The sequence below is a fragment of the Acinetobacter sp. P1(2023) genome (assembly GCF_028367635.1).
GTDB classification, from domain to species: Bacteria; Pseudomonadota; Gammaproteobacteria; order Pseudomonadales; family Moraxellaceae; genus Acinetobacter; species Acinetobacter pittii_E.
In genome coordinates this window covers 51,228-70,575 of sequence record NZ_JAQNDD010000007.1, presented here as the reverse complement: position 1 = coordinate 70,575, position 19,348 = coordinate 51,228, and the positions used below count along the sequence as shown (strand labels likewise).

Below are 19,348 nucleotides of genomic sequence, written 5' to 3'. Positions count from 1 at the left end.
ATGGAAAACAATTTAATTTTACCCGCGCTGATCCTTGTTCCGTTCATTGCCGGTTTTATTTGTTGGTTAGTCGATAAGCTCGACAAAACTTTGCCACGCTGGATTGCCTTAATTGGTATGCTCATTACTTTGGGCTTAGGCCTTGCGCTTTGGCAAAGTGGAACTTATAGCTACGAGTTGGGTTCTAAAATCCCAACTTGGTCTGCTGAGTTCTATTTACCGTGGATTCAATCACTCGGTATTGGCATTCACTTAGCTGTGGATGGTTTATCTTTACTCATGGTGTTATTAACAGCGTTACTTGGTGTACTTGCTGTTGGTTGTTCATGGGGAGAGATTCAAAAGAACGTTGGTTTCTTCCATTTAAACCTCTTATGGAGTTTAGGTGGCGTTATCGGTGTATTCTTAGCGATTGACTTGTTCTTGTTCTTCTTCTTCTGGGAGATGATGCTTGTACCAATCTACTTCTTGATTGCGTTATGGGGTCATAAAGGTTCAAACGGTCGTTCACGTGTTTACGCTGCGACTAAGTTCTTCCTTTACACGCAGATTGCTGGTCTAGTGATGTTAATCGGTATCCTTGGTCTTGTGGTTTATGGCTACATGATGACAGGCATGATCGGTTTCGATTACAACTATTTATTAGCTGTAGCTAACCACTTACCTGCAGGCTTAGCATACGGTTTCATGATCTGTTTCTTCATCGGTTTTGCGGTGAAGTTACCAGTATTCCCATTACACGGTTGGTTACCAGATGCGCATGCTCAAGCACCTACAGCAGGTTCTGTAGACTTAGCGGGTATCTTGATTAAAACAGCGGCGTATGGCTTACTTCGTTTTGTTATTCCATTCTTCCCGACAGCTTCTGCACAATTTGCAGACATTGCGATTATTTTCGGTTTGATTGGTATTTTCTACGGCGCATGGTGTGCTTATCAGCAAACTGACATGAAACGTTTACTTGCGTATACGTCGATTTCACACATGGGCTTTATTTTACTTGCGATCTACGCAGGTAACATTTTGACCTTCCAAGGTCTAATGATCATGATGTTGGCACATGGTTTGTCATCAGCTGCATTGTTCATTATGTCTGGTCAAATCTACGAACGTTTACATACACGTGATTTACGTTTAATGGGTGGTCTTCGTGGCCAGCTTCAGTACTTGCCATTTTTCTTAATGTTCTTCGTTGCTGCTCTTGTAGGTGTGCCAGGTCTAGGTAACTTTATTGGTGAATTCCTGATTTTGATGGGTTCATTTAATAAATATCCTGTCTTCACGATTCTTGCTTCTATCAGCCTCGTATTCGCAGGTTTATATGGCTTGATCTTGATTCACCGTGCTTTGTTTGGTGAACCAAATCCTGAACAAAAGCAACATTACACTAGTCCATTGAAAGACTTATCTGCTCGTGAAGTTGGTATTTTGATGATTTGTGCGATTGGTCTCGTTTGGCTTGGTATCTACCCACAAACATTCTTGGATGTATCTCATTCAAGCATGCAGTGGTTGGTCAATAGTTATGTGCCAGTACAAGAAGTCGTTGAAACTGTTCAGCAAACAGCTACTCAACTTGACCATGTGGAGATCCAATAATCATGAACTTCACAGTATCATACTCTACGCTTATGCCTTTAACTCCGGTGATGATTGTTGCTTTGACAACAATCGTCGTCATGTTGTTAATTTCTATTAAGCGTAATCATAATTTAATCGCAACGACTTCTGTTGTTGGTTTAAACCTCGCTGCACTTTATATTTTATTTGCAGTATTTGGCGGTAAATTTGTACCGGCAAATGTGATGGGCATGTTTATGGTTGACCCATTTACCATGTTCTATCAATTTATGATTTTGATTGCGGCATTGGCTTGTTGTACTTTGTCTCACGCTTATATCGAAACTTATAAAGACAACCGCGAAGAGTTATACCTTTTGTTACTTGCTTCAGTAGCAGGTGCAATGTTGATGGTTGCAAGTTCTCACTACGCGTCGTTCTTCATTAGCCTTGAGTTAATGTCGATTCCTGTGTATGGCTTACTTGCTTATACGTATCAACGTAGTAATTCACTTGAAGCGGGTATTAAATACCTTGTACTTTCAGCAACAGCTTCTGCAATGTTGTTGATGGGTATGGCATATATCTATGCATATACTGGTTCGCTTTCATTCTATGATTCTGTACAAGCATTATTTGAAGCAATCAAACAGCCAATGGTGTTATTAGGTTTAGCACTTATTATCTTTGCTGTTGCATTTAAATTGTCGCTTGCGCCGTTCCATAAATGGACACCGGATGTATATGCAGGTGCGCCAGCACCAATGGCAACTTTCTTAGCGACTGCTGCTAAAGTTGCAACAATTGGTTTATTCGTGCGCTATATGCTTGCTTCGGGCGCAATGATGGTGAACTCGTTAGTAACTATTTTGACAATCATTGCTGTATTGTCGATTTTGGTTGGTAACTTACTCGCTGTTCGTCAAGTTAACTTAAAACGTATTCTTGGTTATTCATCTATTGCTCATTTTGGTTATTTGTTAATTGCTTTAATTAGCATGACTTATGCAAGCTTGGGCAGTGTAACTGTATATGTGGTGTCTTATGTATTAACAACTATCGGTGCCTTTGGTGCGGTAGCGTTAATGTCTAGCCCATATAACAACGTAGATGAAGCACAAAGTCTTGCAGACTACCGTGGTTTGTTCTGGCGCCGTCCAGTACTTACAGCAACTTTAACAGTCATGATGTTGTCTTTGGCTGGTATTCCATTAACAGCAGGCTTTATTGGTAAGTTCTTGGTGGTAATGGCAGCTGTAACAACTCAACACTGGTTCTTAGCTGCAATGATTATTGTGGGTAGTGGTATTGGTTTGTACTATTACTTACGTGTGATGGTTGTAATGTATATGACACCACCAGAAACTCCTCGTATTGATGCAGATGCTCATTGGGGACAAAAAGTGGGTGGTTTAATGGTATTGGCTGCTGCTGCATTGGTTATTATTTTGGGTGTTTACCCAGATCCAATGATTAATTTGGCATTAAAAGCAGAAATTTTATCTCCATTACATTTCATGCTTTCACAACAGTAAGTCTGGTGTACAAAAAAGCCTCCAAAACTGGAGGCTTTTTTTTATTGAGCATTAAAAAAAGATTATAATAAATACGTTTTTATATTTTTAGGTAACATCTGTGGCCATTCAAGAAATTCGTCACCCACTTATTCGTCATAAATTAGGTTTGTTACGTCGTGCTGATATCAGTACCAAGAACTTCCGTGAGCTTGCTCAGGAAGTGACTATGTTATTGACGTATGAAGCAACAAAAGATTTACCAGTTGTGGATTGCGAAATTGATGGATGGGCTGGAACTGTTACTACACAGCGTATTGCTGGTAAGAAAATAACGATTGTACCGATTTTACGTGCCGGAATTGGTATGTTGGATGGTGTACTTAACCTAATTCCAAGCGCAAAAGTGAGTGTTTTAGGTCTTGAGCGTAATGAGGAAACATTAGAAGTTCGTACTTATTATAAAAAATTAGTTCCAGATGTCGCTAACCGTCTTGCGATGATTATTGATCCAATGTTGGCAACAGGTAATTCTTTAGTTGCTGCTATTGATGTGTTAAAGGCAAGTGGTTGTAAAGATATCCGTGTTATGGTGTTAGTTGCCGCTCCAGAAGGTGTTGCTAAAGTTGAAGCAGCTCATCCAGATGTGCAAATTTATACAGCATCTATTGATAATGGCTTAAATGAACAAGGTTATATTGTTCCTGGCTTGGGCGATGCTGGCGATAAAATTTTTGGTAGTGTACAAAAAGATTAATTTTTTGAAATCGTAATAAAAAGAGACTTCATTAAACCGTATAATTTTAAAACGGAATCGTGAGTCTCTTTTTTATTTACCGCAACAACTGGATTGGAAAAGTAGGGGAAAGATCATGAAGCAAGAGTTTTATACTGGATGGGTAAAACAATATAACCCTGATAAAGGGTTTGGTTTTATTGAAACTACTGAAGGAGATATTTTCTTTCATATTTCTGATTTCCCTGCATCAGAGGGCGAACCGAAAAGAAATGAAAAAGTAAGATTTCTTGCCGCGGATAATCAGGGCAAATTTAAAGCGATCAAAATTGAGCGTGTTGACCCAAATCCTGCGAAAACCAAGAAAAATAAAATTGCGGATCACAATAAAGCGATCACAAGCGAATTGTTGTCAAATTTTCGACGTTAATGAATGAAAAGATCAGGTTTTAAACCTGATCTTCACAAAATTGTAAGAATGCTTTCAGACCAGGGCCTTGATACTTTTGACGGTGTACCAACATATAAAGTGGACGGGTAAGCTGCCAGAATGGTGTATCTAAAATTACTAATTGTCCCTTTTCAATTAGGGGTTCAATAGCAAGTTTAGAAATACATGACATACCTAAACCGCCAGCAACGATTTTTAAGATTGCTTCATTGTGACCTAGGGTGAGGCGAATATTTGCGTCTGGTAGATCTTGCAATATAGCGTTATCAAACACTTCACGCGTTCCTGAACCTTCTTCACGTAAAATCCATTCGACTTGAAGAAAATCATGAGCTGTTAAAGGTCTATTTAAACGTGCTAATGGATGATTTGGGGAACAGCATACTGCAAGCTCATCATCACGCCAATGGATACATTGGAGCTGAGGTAAATGGCATGATCCTTCAATTAAAGCTAAATCAAGTTGGAATTGATTAACTGCTTCAATCATTTGGCGTGTATTGCCCACCTGTAATTGCAAATGCGCTTTAGGATGATGCTGTAAAAAGTTTGCCATTAAATCTGGCATGAGGTAATCACTAATCGTTAAAGTGGCCCCAATACGTAAATCAATGCTTTGCAATTCACCTTTTGCAGCTTGTTCAAAAGCTTCACAGCGACCTAATATTTCTAGGGCTTGTGGTAATAGAAAGCGACCTAAATCATTAAGCTGTAATCGTTTACCTAAACGATCAAATAGAGGAGCACCAAGGCCATCCTCTAAATCTGCTAAAGCCATACTTGCTGCACTTTGCGTCAGTCTGACCGCATCACTGGCTTTAGTGACAGTTCCTTCTTGAGCGACTGCTACAAAAACAGCCAACTGGCGTAATGTCATGCGCATGTTTAAACAGCCTTAACGTTTAAAAGTATTCATTATTTCGGCTGTCATGCTAACATGAGCGCACTATTTCATGCCACGTTGAAATCATGTCAATTGAAAAATTTAGCGTAGAAAAAGTTTTATCTGTACACCGTTGGACCCCAACTCTTTTCAGTTTCACCATGACTCGCCCTGCACATTTTAAATTTACGGCTGGGCAATTTGCACGTATTGGGCTGAAAGTTGGAGATGAGCTTGTTGTTCGTGCTTATTCGGTCGTCTCCTCACCATTTGATGAAACGCTTGAATTCTTTTCAATTGTAGTGCCCGATGGTGCATTTACATCAAATCTTCAACATCTAAAAGTAGATGATGAGCTTTACTTAGAAAAAATACCTTATGGCTATTTGACCTTAGCTCGCTATCAACAACCTCTACCGCATGATTTATGGTTACTGGCAACAGGTACAGGTTTAGCTCCATTTTTATCGATGCTACAAGACTTTGAAACTTGGACTAATTATCAAAAGATTAATTTGGTTTACAGTGTCCGTACTGAAGCTGAATTAGCGTATGTCGATCGTATTCAAGAGATTGCTGAAACTTTTGGAGAAGGGCACAATGGTTTTAAATTTATTTCAATTATTACCCGTGATCCATCTGCACCGTTACATGAGCGTTTACCAATTTTGATTGAAAATGGTGAACTAGAAAAATCTGCTGGTATAGAACTGAACCCTGCCACTAGCCATGTCATGCTTTGCGGAAATCCGCAAATGGTAGATGACACTAAAGAGGCTTTAAAACGACGTGGTTTGACGATGAATCGTCGAGGTGAGGGAAATATTGCGGTAGAAAATTACTGGTAATAAATCTTATTTTGGAATTACTTAAAAATTAATTTTATGGATATGTTTATTAGTGGACAAACATATCCATAAATTCGCGAATTTCTGCGATTGCACTATCTACATCAGTTGAAAGCCAAGTTGGTTCAAAAAGACCTGCATAATGTTCCAAACGATCTTGAGGGACAACTAAGCGAACAGGGCAGTCTTCTTCAAGCAAACGCCAAGGTAAAATCGGAACTTCATTGTCCAAAAAAATATTGATATTACGAATATCAACAATCATGGCATTAATGCAGTCAGGAAACGGCATGACGGAAAATTCTTCAGTACGGCGACGAAAATACTCTAAATCACCCCATTTGAGTTCATAACTTGGTTTATTAAATTCAATAATACCAATGAGATGTTCGTCTCTCGTCTGATGTAAATAACATTGATGTGTGACGTCAGTGTCGAGATCAAGTGTTACGTTTTGCTGACGATACATCATAAAATAGAGCAGCTTTAAAACAAGGGGGCTTATTATAGCCTATTTTATAAAAAGTGAGCGCTAAAACATATTGTATTACAAATAGAACATTGAAGAAGCTCGGGCATAACTCATCATTATTTTTAAAGGTTAAAATAATTTCGCCTAAATTTTATACTGTTTTTATGATTTTAATAGTAGAGTTTTGCAACTACAGACACCTTAGCATAATGCTTTTTCACACAATGCAACAAACCAAATTGCTATGATGATTATAAAGTTAATGATAAAAGAAGAGGGGAAAGAAGATGCATGATTTTTCAAAACCACCTCATGTGACGAGTCCTGAAGAAACTGCGAAAAAAAGAAGATTGCCAGTTTACATTTTAATTATTGTTGGGCTTTTTCTTATTGCATTGATCGTCTACATGGTTGCTGATCACAGCAAAACACCTAAAGAAGAAGCCGCTTTTCAACATGAGGCCACACCACATGTCATTAAGAGCACTTCAGATTTGAATATTTATAAAGGGTAATAAGCTAACCAGTATATCTTTATAGAAAGCCTTTAGGACGTGACCTGAAGGCTTTTTTTGCAACCTTTTGCATCAATTTGTTGTATTTATGCAGAACTGTGTTGATTAGAAAATATTCAAAACATAAGGTGAGATAGACCGCATTCATCGTCATTTTTAACAACGAAAAGTGTTTTTCATTATTGATAGCACTGAAAAGAACATAACAATTGAGGACATAACAATATGAATGAATTTTTTGATGGGCCTCGCGGCGCTCAGTTTGATGCGATGTATTACTGGGATCAGTTTCATCCTATTTTAGCTGCAATCGTCATCTTATTGGTAGGCTGGATAATTGCTTTATTGGTTGCGGCAGGTGTTAAAAAACTTCTGCAAAAAGTAAATACCAATGCAAAATTATCTTCAGCGACTGGGCGTACTCCAAATATAGAAGGCCTTATTTCAAAAGTCGTATTCTGGTTTATTTTAATCTTAGCTGTTGTCGCAGCTCTCAATGTGCTTAACATTAGTGGAGTAAGTGGCCCGTTCAGCAATATGGTGAATCAGGTACTCGTCTATATTCCAAATATTATTGCTGCTGTTGTGGTAGGTTTTATTGGCTGGATCGTTGCTCGACTGGTGCGAGCAGGGGTGACCAATGTCTTATCGCGAACTCAACTCGATGATAAGTTAAGCAGCGAAGTGGGTGTAGGTGGAATTAGCCAAAATATTGGTGAAATTCTTTACTGGCTTGTATTGTTACTTTTCCTTCCGATTGTTCTTTCAATACTAGGATTAACAGGCTTACTGATTCCAGTTCAAAATATGGTAAATGACGCCGTAGCGTTCTTACCAAATATCTTTATTGCTGGCGTTATCGTTTTTGTTGGTTATATCTTGGCAAAAATTGTACGCGGTATTGTTGAAGGTTTGGTAAATAGCTTAGGTGTTCAGGCTCAAGCTGAAAAAATTGGTCTTTTCAAAAGCTCTAACGTAGGCAAATTCTTAGGTTCATTTGTTTTTGCAATTATCATTATTACCACGTTGATTGTGGCGTTTGAAGCTTTAGGCATTGAGACAATTTCTCAGCCAGCGACAGCAATGCTCAATGAAATCTTGCAGGCAATTCCAAATATTATTGCTGCTGGTTTAATTCTACTGGTTGCTTATATTGTTTCTCGTTTTGTTGGCCGCTTAGTCGCTGAATTAATTGCAGGTACAGGTGTTGATGAAATTCCTGCAAAATTAGATGTACAACGCTTTTTAGGTGAAACTAAAGTTTCTAATGCAGTTGGCTGGCTAATTGTATTCTTTACGATGCTGTTTGCAGTTTCTGAAGCTGCGGATCGTCTTGGTTTCGATCAGATTAGTGGTCTAATCGCAATGTTTATCCATTTCGGTGCAAACATTCTATTGGGCGCAGTAATCTTGGTTATTGGTTTCTGGCTTGCCAATGTTGTGGCAAACGTAGTTCAACGTGGTGAATATAATAGCTCGCGTTGGTTGGGTAGTTTAGTTCGTGTGCTAATTATTGGTCTAGTACTTGCGCTTGGTTTAAGAGCGATGGGTATTGCGGATTCAATCGTTAATCTTGCATTTGGTTTAACTCTAGGCGCAGTTGCAGTTGCTTTCGCTCTTGCATTTGGTTTAGGTGGTCGTCAACCAGCTGAAAGACTATTGAGTGATTTGTTAGATAAAGCTAAAAAAGAAGCGAATGAACCAAATCCTCTGTATCAACCACCTTCTACTAATACTGCTACGAGCACTCCATCTGCTGGTAGTTCATCTGCAACGACTACTTCGTCAACATCTACAGTTGCACCAACTACTACAACTTCACCTTCAACGGTGTCATCTGACGCAAAACCCGCTGATTCTGCGCAAGTAAATCCAGCACAACCACCAGTAAATAAACCGTTTGGTTCTACTGGAGAAAATGACGAAATTTAGTAGATGAAACTAATTTTCAGATAAACAGTACAAAAAATCTTTGATTTTTGTGATAAGTTCGACCACTCTATATTGAGTGGTCGTCCTTTTTTGGCCGTTATAAAAACAAATAAGTGAGGAAAATACGATGAAGAAACCAGGTCGTTTTTTAGCACCGATTGTCATTGCGGGAATTACCGTAGGTTTTTTAGCAAGTGCTTATAAATTTGTCTTTAACAAATCTAATTCATCAAAACAGACAACAACTCATACGCGTAATTCTGAAAATTCATCAAATGATTCGAAAGCATCAAATTAGCTTCTATGTCATTTAAACATATTGTGCTGCTGCATAAGCGGAAGACCAAGCCCATTGGAAGTTATAACCTCCTAAGTGGCCAGTCACATCAAGTACTTCGCCAATAAAAAACAGTCCTTTTTGCTTTTTACTTTCCATTGTTTTGGAAGATACTTCAGTTGTATCCACTCCACCTAAAGTAACTTCGGCAGTACGATAACCTTCTGTACCTGATGGTTTGACAGTAAAACCATGTAGTTGCTCGGCAATATGATCTAACAGTGCATCACTGATATTACCAATCGCTGTTTCGCTCTGCTCGCTCCAGATGAGTTGCTGTAACTCTTGGATAATACTTTTCGCGGTAAACTCGCTAAGAAGGGTACGTAATAGAACTTTGGGTTGCGATTTCTTTTTATCTTTTAAATAAGTTGCTAAATCTTGGCTTGGGAAAAAGTCAATTTTGAAGCTTTCTCCCGAGTTCCAATAGTTTGAAAGCTGCAAAGAACTTGGTCCACTTAAACCACGATGCGTAAATAATAATGCTTCAGTAAAGCTATTTTTCGAGCTACTGAGGGTCACATCTAAAGCATTACCACTTAGGCGTGTAGTGACCTCTTTAATATGATCTGAAAAGGTAAATGGCACTAAACCTGCACGAGTTGGGTAAACCTGATGTCCAAACTTTTGTGCCAGTTCATAGCCAAACCCAGATCCCCCGAGAGTCGGAATAGATAAGCCCCCTGTAGCCACCACTAATGACTCGCAACTAAACCGACCTTGGTTTGTGTGTACAGTAAAACCGCCTTGTTCTAATGGATCAATCTGGACAGCTTCGCATTGGGTTTGAATATCAACATTGTTGGTTTTATTGCATTCACTCACCAGCATTTCTAAAATTTCTTTAGCCCCATTTAGCGTGAATAACTGTCCGTGTTTTCGTTCTTCATAAGCAATTTTATAATCACATACCAAACCAATAAAGTCCCAGTTGCTATAGCGTGATAGGGCAGAAATAACAAAGTGTGGATTGTGAGAAATATAGTTGTCAGGCTCTACATACAAGTTAGTAAAGTTACACTTACCGCCACCTGACATTAAAATCTTTTTACCAATTTTATTGGCTTTTTCTAAAATTAAAACCGAGCGTCCTCGTTTAGCAGCATGTGCGGCCAACATGAGTCCAGAAGCACCTGCACCTAAGACAATGACATCGACATGACTGTTAGACATAAGAGATTCTCGATTAATCGTGAAAATTTAAAAGGGGCATATACTATCATGCCGAGCCTTAGTCATGCTAAAGACATTTACCGCTGTGGGGAATAATACGACCTGAACATAAGTAAGTTATTGATGTGATTTATTTCTTATATCTGCCTGTAAACCACCAGAATGGATTGCCAGAATGCGAGTTCCCTCAGCAAAGTAATTATTTTTTATAAGATCAAACAGACCAAACATCATCTTTCCCGTATAGATCGGTTCCAGTGGTACGGCATGCTGCTCTTCAAAATTTTCTATAAATGCCAATAGCTCGGGTGAGGTTTTTGCATATCCGCCACAGCAGTATGCATCTGTGAGCGACCAATTTTGTTTTTTAGTCCACAGCCGAATTTCTTGTTGTAAAAAATCACCTTTTAAAGCCGAAAATCCTAAAACCTTTTGATGCGATGCACTTCGCTCAATGAGCCCTGAAATCGTTCCGCCAGTTCCGACTGCACAGCAAATTACATCATATTGCTCTAAATCACTTTGACTGAGAATTTCCTGACAACCTTGAACTGCCAGTTCATTGGTACCGCCTTCAGGAATAATGAAAGTTTCAGGAAATTGATGGTGTAACTGTTGAAGATAGTTGGCATCATCTCGTAATCGATATTCATGGCGTGAGACAAAATGTAGCTGCATTCCTAAGCTTTGGACTCTTGCTAAGGTTGGATTAAGAGGTTTGTCAGCTAACTCTTCTCCACGAATAATGCCTATACTTTTTAAACCAAAAAGATGAGCTGCATAGGCAGTTGCGGCAATATGATTGGAATAAGCCCCACCAAAAGTCAAAATACTTGATAAATTTTGTTGTTTTGCAGCAAGCAAATTGTATTTCAATTTGAAAAACTTATTACCCGAAATTTGAGGATGAACTAAATCTAATCGCTTAATGTCGAGATGAACAGATGAGGGGAGTTCAATGTGTTGGCAGGAGATAGGCTGGGCAATGTGATCAAACATTAGAAATTGAGAAAAATAATGATTGATCACATTGTAGCTTTTTAAATAGAGCTTTAAAAAGCTGTTTACGAACTTGTATCGACAGAAGTAACCACTGACATGCCAGGGCGTAAATGTTCCATTCCTTCCTGATTTGGATCAATGGTAATACGTACCGCAATTCGTTGAACCACTTTGGTAAAGTTTCCTGTTGCATTATCAGGCTTTAACACACTGAACTCAGAACCCGCGGCAGGTGAGATTTGTTCAACATGCCCTGTAAATTTTTTATGTTTCATGGCGTCGACTGTGAACCATGCTTTTTGACCGATTCGCATATTAGCAATTTGGGTCTCTTTAAAGTTAGCGATTACCCAAGTTTGCTGTGGGATGAGGTAGAGTAATTGGGAGCCTGCTGCTACATATTGCCCAACACGAGGGTTCACCTCACCAAGTTGTCCATCCATTGGAGCAACAATGACACTGTAGTCCTTGGTAGTTTGTGCCTGATCTAATTGTGCTTTAGCGCTGGAAACTTGTGCTTCTAAACCTGCTTCTGCAACTTGTGCCGTTTTAAGCGCTTCTTTGGCAACTAAAACATTAGCCTCTGCCTGTTTAAGTGCTGCAAGGTTATTTTCAGCATCTGCAGCAGCTTTATCTTGTTCAGATTTAGAGGCCGCTCCGCTATTTCCTAACTGTTGATAGCGTCTAAGTTGGGCTAAAGAGAGATCATATTGAGCTCTAACTTGTTCAACTTTGGCTTGTGCAGCCACAATATCAGCTTGTTTTTGAGCAATGGACTGGGTTTGATTGGCTAAAGTATTTTTAGCTTGTTCAACACCTGAGGCCGCTTGCGCTACTTTTTGGTCGTAAGTAGTGGCATCGATATGCATGAGGACTTGACCCTTTTTGACATGGTCAAAGTCCTTAACAACTACATCCTTTACGTAGCCATTAATTTGTGACGATAAAATCGTTGTCTTACCTTTTACATAACTATTGTCAGTTTGCTGAACACTCGTTGCGAAAGGTCCGATTCTCCATGCCCATAAAATCACTAAAATACCGACAATAAGAACACCTAACATCCATAATAAAGTTGAGCGTTTTGTCGGAATCAGTTTACTTGCAGGTGCAGGTGTTGGCTCGTTGGTAGGTGCCTGAGCAGGGGTTTGTTCCGGTTTGTTTTGATCATCTGACATATATCAATCTCAATTTCTATTTCATCAATAATGAAAGCCATTAAGGACGGCTAATTCCTCTACGTTGTAAATATTTACTTCGTGCAATATTAAAACCACCCCACAAGAGTAGTGCGACAGCAAAAATACCGTTTAATGCGATTACATCATTGTAGGCACGCACTTGGGCTTCACGAGTGACCACTTGATTAAGCGAACGCATGGATTGAGCGGTTTGTAATGCTGGGTCAGTCGTAGTAACTGATGCACTGTGTTGATAGGTAGAGAGTCTTTGAGCGACTAGAGGGTCTGCTTGTTCTAAATCTTTAATTATCTCGGCTTGATAGTTTTGCGTACGATGTTGTTGATAGGTTGAAAAGAATGAAGACCCGACAAGACCACCGAAAGTTTGGGTTGCAGAAAATAATACGATAAAGGTGACTACATAAGATGGACCTTTAGCAAGTGTCTGTGCAAAGCCAATAAGCAGTAATGGGCCAATAAATAAACCACCAGCAAAGCCGACTAAAAATTGGCTTGCAAAGAAATTCACAGGTCGGACATCACTGGTTAGGTGATAATCTAGTCCACAGGCAACTAAAATTAAAAACTCTGCAAAAAGTAAGTGAAAAATAATCCTTTCGCGTGAAAAAGTCAGGGCACTAAAAAGAGTTCCACTTAAAATTCCTACCAAGATGACAACATAGAGTGGAACAAATTGGTCTGGACCCATCCCCATTGTTTTTAAGAAGTTAACCGCTGCATAGCTTTGTTCTGACATTAAAAGCCGAATAGCAAAAGCACCAAAAATGAAACGTAAGGTTGAAGCAGCACCTAACCAACGCGTCATAATTAATGGATTGGCACGATAGTGTTCATAGAGCAACCCAAGAACAACTAAGCTAAAACCTGCAATTAATACGTAAGCAAGCCACTGGCTATTAAACCACCATAAAATTGGGCCTTGTGTGAGCACAATACATAAACAGGCAAAGCCGGGAGCGAGTAAAGCAAAGGTAAAAAAATCTTGCTTCTCAAAAACATAAATTCGTAAGCTACGTGGTAACTTCAATGAAACAACCATGGCTAAACAACAAAGTGCTAAGCCGAGCTCAAATGTATATAGAACAGACCAACTGTCTGTATTTACAAGAAATGGAGAAATAATCCAAGCCAATGGTACGCCGAGTTGCTGAAAGCCGAAGGCGATATATATTCCTTTTGCCATGTCTGCTTTTTTAAAAGCTTGCATGGTGTAATACATGCCTAATGAGCTCAGTGGCGCGCCAGCTAAACCGGCCACAACCCGAGCAAATAGCGCCATTTCATAGGTATGCACAAAAATATGTAAGACCAGAACCGCAATAAAAATCACGAGTCCTATTTCTGAAAATACTCTCAGTCCATACTGTTGTCTGGCTTTGAATAAAATCAGGTTTGAGCTAACGTTTGCCATAACATAGGCCGCAGGTAGCCAAGCAGCCTCGGAAGGCGTCAGTCCATACTCACCTTGAATTAAAGGTAAATTCGCCGTAATAAAACCATTACTTAAGCTTGCTGAAAGAGCGACAAATAAACCGATAAAAAAATAAATAAACCGTTTAGGTACAGAATGTGCAATAGCTGCCGGTGAACCTGGTAAAGTCGGTTGTTCTTCTGGCGTCCAGTCGGGTGGTGTTTCTAAATAACGAGGCGTTTTACTCATTCTATCCCTCGAATTTTTTGTATTTGAATACCTTGAAACAGTAATTCAATTGCTCGTTTTGCTAAGCGAGTCTGTTCTTCTGTTTCATGTCCTTGAAATGAAGAACCCAACATTGCAGTGACCATTGCATAGTCATCAGCAGTTAGATCAGCTCGGCACAATTTTTGTTCTATCGCATTTTCAATCAGTGGGTTAAGTGCATTATTCCGCCGTTCATAAATTTTTAACATAATTGGATCTTGTCGATCAATCACTCTCCAAAAATCTTGCAAAATTGCAAGCTTAGGAAGTTGTCCAATATGTCCTTCAATTAAACGAAATAAGCCATCCTCGAATTGTTGAAAATAAGCTGCTTTTTGCTCTAACTGTGTAATCGCACGTTCTAAAAGGGCGCTAATTAAAGCTTTACGATCACCAAAGTTACGATAGAACGTTGCTCTGCCGACACCAGCATGATCAATTACAACCTGTAGAGGGACGTTAATACCATGAATGCGAAAGCATTCTTCGGCTGCATTGAGTAATTCATCCCGATTCTGGGCAGCAATTTTTTGACGTTTACTCATGTCACTGGTTGAAGAGTTTTAAAGGTTATATATTTAACGGACATTTTTGTCCGTTGTGAAGATATAAATTGTAAAAACATGAAAATTCAATTTTCATCATTTATATCTTCGCTATTTTTATATGCGTCATAAAAAGCTGTTAGAATACCGCGCAATTGCATGATGCTAGGTCAATACAATGTTTGAGTCCCTTATTCCTCTTTTTTCAATTGCTATGGCATTGATGCTTGGAGCAATAAGTCCTGGGCCAAGCTTTATTTATGTAGCACAAAATTCAATTTCTAAATCACGTAAACATGGGTTGTTTACAGCATTAGGAACGGGGACTGGCGCAGCTCTTTTTGGTTTATTAGCAGTTATGGGATTACAAGCAGTTTTATTGGCGGTACCTTCTGCTTATTTAATTTTAAAAATTGGTGGTGGGCTTTATTTGCTTTGGTTAGCTTTTAAAATTATTAAACATGCCAAAGAACCTATTGCGATGGAAAACGACGGCAAATCGAAAATGACTTATAAACAAGCATATCGATATGGCTTAATTACCCAGTTAAGTAATCCAAAAATCGCTGTTGTATTAGCCAGTGTATTTACTGCCTTGTTGCCAAAAGAAATCCCAAATTATTACTACGTCGCATTACCAGTGATTTGTTTTATGATTGATGCTGGTTGGTACTCATGTGTGGCAATGCTGTTATCTTCAGAAAAACCTAGAAAAATGTATTTGAAAGCAAAAACTGGCGTTGATCGAGTTGCTGGGAGTATTGTTACTCTACTAGGTTTAAAGCTTATCTTTTTCAAGTAAATAAAGTTTAATTAAAATATCTAAAAGATAAAAAGCCAGACAATTAAAGTCTGGCTTTATTTTTGCGTAAAATATATACAAATTAAAATATCTTTTTTGGCACTTAAACGTTTAAAAAGTGGTAACTTAATAAATAAAACAAAAAGAAATGAGGATCACGTTATGAAAAAACTAATGGTGAGCATTTCTGTAGTTTTTCTCATCTTAACTACAGGATGTGAGATGAGAACGATGAGCAAGCAGCAACCAGCAAATGAACGGACCATGAGTATTGTTGGTACACCTGTGCACGAAAAAGACTATAAGATTTCCGACTTACAAGCCAATAATCGTGAGCAATCCAATTATTAAGTTATTGGTAGGTTGTATCATTTATTGCATTTTTAATGTGGTAAGTGCTTGCGAACCTGCCTCTTTAGATTGGGAGCTTTTTCAGGAAAAATACGATGTAAATCATGATGGAATGTATAGTTTAAAAGAATTTCAAAGGGTTGAAGATTTCTATCCGTACAACTGGCCGAGCGATAAACGCTTTCAAGGTGAAAACAAGCAAACAGAGTTATTTAATTATTTGGATGAAAATAAGAATGGTTATTTAACAAATGAGGAATTAGGAAACATACATGTTTTGTTTAATAATCCTTGTGAAGGGTGGCGATGGTCGTAATTTAAATTTGTTTATTTGTGCTTGTTTAAAACTTAGATATTCAAAATAAAAAGCTCCCAATTTAGGGAGCTTTTTTATGAATCTAGATTAAGAAACTTTATCGCCAGGTTTTGCACCGCTATCTGGAGAAATAATGAAAATACCTTCACCATTTCCAGCAGCAAGTACCATACCGTTTGAAATACCAAAACGCATTTTACGTGGTGCGAGGTTAGCAACCATCACGACTAATTTGCCTTTGAGGTCTTCTGGTGCGTATTGGCTACGGATACCACTGAATACATTGCGTGGTTCAGCTTCACCAACGTCTAAAGTAAGTTGAAGTAATTTATCTGAGCCTTCAACTGTACCTGCTTCAACAACCTGAGCAACACGTAAGTCAACTTTTAAGAAGTCTTCAATACCAATAATTTCAGCTTCACCCACTGCTGGAGTAGGAGCTGCTTTTTTCTCGGCAGATTTCTCTTTTTTCGCTGCTTTAGTTGCTTGTGGAGCAGGAGCACCTAAAGACTCTTTAGAAGCATCAACCATAGCTGCAACAGCTTTTGGATCAACACGCTGCATAAGAGGTTGGAACTGCGCAATTTCATGGCTTAAAAGAACTTGTTTACGTGACTCGAAATCGAAGCTTTCAAGTTTTAAGAAATCTTGAACTTGCTGAGCTAAAGTTGGCAGAACTGGAGCTAAGTACACAGCTAATTGACGGAATAAGTTGATACCAACCGAACATACATCAAGAACTTGTTGTTCTTGACCTTCTTGTTTAGCAAGTGCCCAAGGTTTTTTCTCGTCAATATATTGGTTTGCACGGTCAGCTAGCGCCATAATTTCACGAATAGCTGTAGAGAATTCACGTGCTTCATAAGCAGCCGCGATTGAGTCACCTGCATCAATAAAACTTTGTACTAGGTCAGATTCTGCACAGTCAGTAGATAAAGTATTGTTAAAGTTGCTATTGATGAACTTCGCACAGCGGCTAGCAATATTGACAACTTTACCAACTAAGTCTGAATTTACTTTTTGAACAAAATCATCAAGGTTCAAGTCAGAGTCTTCAACTTTATCTGAAAGCTTAGAAGCAAAGTAATAGCGTAAATATTCTGGGTTTAAATGCTGTAAGTAAGTCTCGGCCTTAATGAAAGTACCACGTGACTTAGACATTTTTTGGCCATTTACAGTCAAGAAACCGTTTACAAACAAGCCAGTTGGAGTGCGGTAGTTCGCGCCCTCAAGCATTGCAGGCCAGAATAAAGCATGGAAATAAACAATGTCTTTACCAATAAAGTGATAAACATCGTTTTGGCTATCTTTTTTCCAGAAATCATCAAAGTTTAAATCTGGGCGTTTAGTTTTGATGTAGTTTTCAAAACTAGACATATAACCGATTGGGGCATCTACCCAAACATAGAAATATTTGTTTGGGGCCTCGGGAATTTCAAAACCAAAATAAGGGGCATCGCGAGAAATATCCCAGTCTGCTAAACCAGCTTCAAACCATTCATCAAGTTTGTTTGCAATCGAAACAGGTAAGCGTCCTTCATCACGGGTCCATTTCTGCAAATATTCAGCGAAGTTAGGAAGTTTGAAGAAGTAGTGATCTGATGATTTTTCAACTGGTGTTGCACCACTTAAAGTCGAACGAGGGTTAAGTAACTCGGTCGCATTATAAGTGGTACCGCAGACTTCACATGAGTCGCCGTATTGATCTTCTGACTTACATTTGGGGCACGTACCCTTAATGAAACGGTCAGATAAGAACATACCTTTTTCTGGGTCAAATAATTGAGTTACAGGACGAACTGCAATATTTCCAGCTTCACGATTCTTAATATAAATATCTGTTGAGCGTGCTTTGTTAGCATCGCTATGCGTTGAATCGTAATGATCGAAATGTACGCCAAAACCGTCAAAATCACGGATGTGTTCTTTTTGAACATTCGCAATTTGTTCTTCTGGGCTAATACCATTTGCTTCGGCACGTAGCATGATGGCAGTACCGTGAGCATCATCCGCACATACATAAGTCACATCATGACCCATTGCTCGCATGGCACGAACCCAGATATCTGCCTGGATGTAACCGAGTAAATGACCCATATGAATTGGACCATTAGCATAAGGGAGGGCATTAGTGACTAAAATTTTACGCACGGATTTCATTCTCTCATTCGTATTTATAAGGTGGAAGATTTTAACTGATGCACAGAGATAAGCAAAGATTAATAATCTTGGGCTTGGCGTAAGAGGTTTCGACTAAAATAGATTTTTGCTCAGAAATGTTTCTCTTTAGAACAGATAAACAAATCAAAAAATATTTGAATCTTCCTGTATTGTCTTTGTTTCAAATTGCAGTTACGGTCAGAAAATAAGCCATAACGATGTATAACTAATAACTTATTCAAGTAATTTTTTTAATTAACTATGAGGATAACAACGATGACTACTGAAAATAAATTAGACGAATTAAAGGCAAAAGCGGCTGATGCAAAAGTACAAGGTGAAAAAGCTTTGGATGATTTAAAAGAAAATGTAAAAGAGAAGCAAGCTGCTGGTAAAGAAGCAGTTGAAGATAAAGTAGACCAATTAAAGGCAAAAGCAGCCGATGCAAAAGTACAAGGTGAAAAAGCTTTGGACGATTTAAAGGAAAATGTAAAAGAGAAGCAAGCTTCTGGTAAAGAGGCTCTTGAAGATAAAGCAAACGACTTGAAAGGCAAACTTGAGGATGCTCAGCATACTCTACAAGACAAGTTTGATCATTTACGTACAGAGGCAGCCCATAAACTTGACGATGCTAAAGCCAAAGCTGCGGAATTAAAGGAAGAAGCTGCTACCAAATTGGATGAGTTGAAAACTCAAGCAACGGCAAAACTTGATGAGTTAAAGAAAACGGCAACCGATAAATTAAACAAGCTAAAGAATCATGATTCTGCTGAATAAGTTGTTTTAAACTAAAATCCGTACTCCTTACCTAAAAGATGAGATGTGAAGTTAGTAATTATTCATCCCAAGGTGAGCGAGTGCGGAGCAA

General features: G+C 38.7%; 20 protein-coding genes. 12 read left to right on the top strand and 8 right to left on the bottom strand.

Annotated elements, in window-relative coordinates:
- The 4 genes from nuoM (at nucleotide 1) to POD11_RS11920 (ending at nucleotide 4,240) form a co-directional block, all read left to right on the top strand.
- Nucleotides 1–1,599, top strand: coding sequence for an NADH-quinone oxidoreductase subunit M (nuoM, locus tag POD11_RS11935; RefSeq protein ID WP_002120006.1), 1,599 nt, complete (start codon nucleotides 1–3; stop codon nucleotides 1,597–1,599).
- 2 nt (nucleotides 1,600–1,601) lie between these two features.
- Nucleotides 1,602–3,095: an NADH-quinone oxidoreductase subunit NuoN gene (gene nuoN / locus POD11_RS11930; RefSeq protein ID WP_016142090.1), complete on the top strand. Its 1,494-nt coding sequence runs from the start codon at nucleotides 1,602–1,604 to the stop codon at nucleotides 3,093–3,095.
- Between the two features lie 100 nt (nucleotides 3,096–3,195).
- Nucleotides 3,196–3,831 (top strand): uracil phosphoribosyltransferase, encoded by a 636-nt coding sequence (gene upp / locus POD11_RS11925; protein WP_002120045.1) that lies wholly within the window; start codon nucleotides 3,196–3,198, stop codon nucleotides 3,829–3,831.
- 115 nt (nucleotides 3,832–3,946) lie between these two features.
- Nucleotides 3,947–4,240, top strand: coding sequence for a cold shock domain-containing protein (locus POD11_RS11920; protein ID WP_005803269.1), 294 nt, complete (start codon nucleotides 3,947–3,949; stop codon nucleotides 4,238–4,240).
- Between the two features lie 19 nt (nucleotides 4,241–4,259).
- On the opposite strand, the gene gigC is transcribed toward POD11_RS11920, so the two are convergent.
- Entirely contained in the window at nucleotides 4,260–5,144 is an 885-nt protein-coding gene (gigC, locus tag POD11_RS11915) for a LysR family transcriptional regulator GigC (protein ID WP_009393857.1), read from the bottom strand.
- 86 nt (nucleotides 5,145–5,230) lie between these two features.
- Here gigC and POD11_RS11910 point away from each other — a divergent pair, with 86 nt between their 5' ends.
- On the top strand, nucleotides 5,231–5,992 hold the full coding sequence (locus tag POD11_RS11910) for a ferredoxin--NADP reductase (protein ID WP_262457285.1): 762 nt from the start codon (nucleotides 5,231–5,233) through the stop codon (nucleotides 5,990–5,992).
- A gap of 49 nt (nucleotides 5,993–6,041) precedes the next feature.
- On the opposite strand, the gene POD11_RS11905 is transcribed toward POD11_RS11910, so the two are convergent.
- Nucleotides 6,042–6,461, bottom strand: coding sequence for a hypothetical protein (locus tag POD11_RS11905; protein ID WP_171067949.1), 420 nt, complete (start codon nucleotides 6,459–6,461; stop codon nucleotides 6,042–6,044).
- A gap of 290 nt (nucleotides 6,462–6,751) precedes the next feature.
- On the opposite strand from POD11_RS11905, the gene POD11_RS11900 reads away from it, so the two are divergent.
- The 3 genes from POD11_RS11900 (at nucleotide 6,752) to POD11_RS11890 (ending at nucleotide 9,209) form a co-directional block, all read left to right on the top strand.
- Nucleotides 6,752–6,979, top strand: a complete 228-nt coding sequence (locus POD11_RS11900; RefSeq protein WP_005803268.1) for a hypothetical protein — start codon at nucleotides 6,752–6,754, stop codon at nucleotides 6,977–6,979.
- 225 nt (nucleotides 6,980–7,204) lie between these two features.
- Nucleotides 7,205–8,911, top strand: a complete 1,707-nt coding sequence (locus POD11_RS11895; protein WP_262457284.1) for a mechanosensitive ion channel — start codon at nucleotides 7,205–7,207, stop codon at nucleotides 8,909–8,911.
- A 127-nt stretch (nucleotides 8,912–9,038) separates the two neighbouring features.
- Entirely contained in the window at nucleotides 9,039–9,209 is a 171-nt protein-coding gene (locus POD11_RS11890) for a hypothetical protein (RefSeq protein ID WP_016142085.1), read from the top strand.
- 12 nt (nucleotides 9,210–9,221) lie between these two features.
- Here POD11_RS11890 and POD11_RS11885 read toward each other — a convergent pair whose 3' ends face one another.
- The 5 genes from POD11_RS11885 to POD11_RS11865 all read right to left on the bottom strand — a co-directional run bounded on the left by POD11_RS11885 (nucleotide 9,222) and on the right by POD11_RS11865 (nucleotide 14,851).
- A complete protein-coding gene (locus POD11_RS11885) occupies nucleotides 9,222–10,421 on the bottom strand; it encodes an NAD(P)/FAD-dependent oxidoreductase (protein ID WP_262457283.1) in 1,200 nt (399 codons plus the stop codon).
- Nucleotides 10,422–10,538: 117 nt separating this feature from the next.
- A complete protein-coding gene (locus tag POD11_RS11880; RefSeq protein WP_262457282.1) occupies nucleotides 10,539–11,420 on the bottom strand; it encodes a 1-aminocyclopropane-1-carboxylate deaminase/D-cysteine desulfhydrase in 882 nt (293 codons plus the stop codon).
- Between the two features lie 65 nt (nucleotides 11,421–11,485).
- Nucleotides 11,486–12,601, bottom strand: coding sequence for an HlyD family secretion protein (locus tag POD11_RS11875; protein WP_262457281.1), 1,116 nt, complete (start codon nucleotides 12,599–12,601; stop codon nucleotides 11,486–11,488).
- 40 nt (nucleotides 12,602–12,641) lie between these two features.
- A complete protein-coding gene (locus tag POD11_RS11870; RefSeq protein ID WP_016142081.1) occupies nucleotides 12,642–14,285 on the bottom strand; it encodes an MFS transporter in 1,644 nt (547 codons plus the stop codon).
- Complete coding sequence (locus POD11_RS11865; RefSeq protein ID WP_239967468.1) at nucleotides 14,282–14,851, bottom strand: TetR/AcrR family transcriptional regulator; 570 nt, start codon at nucleotides 14,849–14,851, stop codon at nucleotides 14,282–14,284. The genes POD11_RS11870 and POD11_RS11865 overlap by 4 nt, the downstream gene beginning before the upstream one ends.
- A gap of 178 nt (nucleotides 14,852–15,029) precedes the next feature.
- Between POD11_RS11865 and POD11_RS11860 the strand changes: the two genes are divergently transcribed.
- The 3 genes from POD11_RS11860 (at nucleotide 15,030) to POD11_RS11850 (ending at nucleotide 16,320) form a co-directional block, all read left to right on the top strand.
- Nucleotides 15,030–15,653: a LysE family translocator gene (locus tag POD11_RS11860; protein ID WP_002120398.1), complete on the top strand. Its 624-nt coding sequence runs from the start codon at nucleotides 15,030–15,032 to the stop codon at nucleotides 15,651–15,653.
- A gap of 162 nt (nucleotides 15,654–15,815) precedes the next feature.
- Nucleotides 15,816–16,004 carry an NF038215 family lipoprotein gene (locus POD11_RS11855; protein WP_016142079.1) on the top strand — a complete coding sequence of 63 codons (189 nt, stop codon included), beginning with the start codon at nucleotides 15,816–15,818 and terminating at the stop codon, nucleotides 16,002–16,004.
- The gene (locus POD11_RS11850) at nucleotides 15,985–16,320 is read left to right on the top strand and encodes a calcium-binding protein (protein WP_410374408.1); all 336 of its coding nucleotides are present in this window, start codon (nucleotides 15,985–15,987) and stop codon (nucleotides 16,318–16,320) included. The genes POD11_RS11855 and POD11_RS11850 overlap by 20 nt, the downstream gene beginning before the upstream one ends.
- Before the next feature lie 87 nt (nucleotides 16,321–16,407).
- Here the strand turns inward: POD11_RS11850 and metG are convergent, their stop codons facing one another.
- Nucleotides 16,408–18,471, bottom strand: coding sequence for a methionine--tRNA ligase (gene metG / locus POD11_RS11845; RefSeq protein WP_262457344.1), 2,064 nt, complete (start codon nucleotides 18,469–18,471; stop codon nucleotides 16,408–16,410).
- Nucleotides 18,472–18,756: 285 nt separating this feature from the next.
- Between metG and POD11_RS11840 the strand changes: the two genes are divergently transcribed.
- Nucleotides 18,757–19,257 (top strand): hypothetical protein, encoded by a 501-nt coding sequence (locus POD11_RS11840; RefSeq protein ID WP_239967472.1) that lies wholly within the window; start codon nucleotides 18,757–18,759, stop codon nucleotides 19,255–19,257.
- The last annotated feature ends 91 nt before the right edge of the window (nucleotides 19,258–19,348 follow it).

Coding starts and splice junctions, on each gene's coding strand:
- nuoM (WP_002120006.1), top strand. CDS start 1: ATGGAAAACAATTTAATTTTACCCGCGCTGATCCTTGTTCCGTTCATT.
- nuoN (WP_016142090.1), top strand. CDS start 1,602: ATGAACTTCACAGTATCATACTCTACGCTTATGCCTTTAACTCCGGTG.
- POD11_RS11920 (WP_005803269.1), top strand. CDS start 3,947: ATGAAGCAAGAGTTTTATACTGGATGGGTAAAACAATATAACCCTGAT.
- gigC (WP_009393857.1), bottom strand. CDS start 5,144: ATGCGCATGACATTACGCCAGTTGGCTGTTTTTGTAGCAGTCGCTCAA.
- POD11_RS11910 (WP_262457285.1), top strand. CDS start 5,231: ATGTCAATTGAAAAATTTAGCGTAGAAAAAGTTTTATCTGTACACCGT.
- POD11_RS11905 (WP_171067949.1), bottom strand. CDS start 6,461: ATGTATCGTCAGCAAAACGTAACACTTGATCTCGACACTGACGTCACA.
- POD11_RS11900 (WP_005803268.1), top strand. CDS start 6,752: ATGCATGATTTTTCAAAACCACCTCATGTGACGAGTCCTGAAGAAACT.
- POD11_RS11895 (WP_262457284.1), top strand. CDS start 7,205: ATGAATGAATTTTTTGATGGGCCTCGCGGCGCTCAGTTTGATGCGATG.
- POD11_RS11890 (WP_016142085.1), top strand. CDS start 9,039: ATGAAGAAACCAGGTCGTTTTTTAGCACCGATTGTCATTGCGGGAATT.
- POD11_RS11885 (WP_262457283.1), bottom strand. CDS start 10,421: ATGTCTAACAGTCATGTCGATGTCATTGTCTTAGGTGCAGGTGCTTCT.
- POD11_RS11880 (WP_262457282.1), bottom strand. CDS start 11,420: ATGTTTGATCACATTGCCCAGCCTATCTCCTGCCAACACATTGAACTC.
- POD11_RS11875 (WP_262457281.1), bottom strand. CDS start 12,601: ATGTCAGATGATCAAAACAAACCGGAACAAACCCCTGCTCAGGCACCT.
- POD11_RS11870 (WP_016142081.1), bottom strand. CDS start 14,285: ATGAGTAAAACGCCTCGTTATTTAGAAACACCACCCGACTGGACGCCA.
- POD11_RS11865 (WP_239967468.1), bottom strand. CDS start 14,851: ATGAGTAAACGTCAAAAAATTGCTGCCCAGAATCGGGATGAATTACTC.
- POD11_RS11860 (WP_002120398.1), top strand. CDS start 15,030: ATGTTTGAGTCCCTTATTCCTCTTTTTTCAATTGCTATGGCATTGATG.
- POD11_RS11855 (WP_016142079.1), top strand. CDS start 15,816: ATGAAAAAACTAATGGTGAGCATTTCTGTAGTTTTTCTCATCTTAACT.
- POD11_RS11840 (WP_239967472.1), top strand. CDS start 18,757: ATGACTACTGAAAATAAATTAGACGAATTAAAGGCAAAAGCGGCTGAT.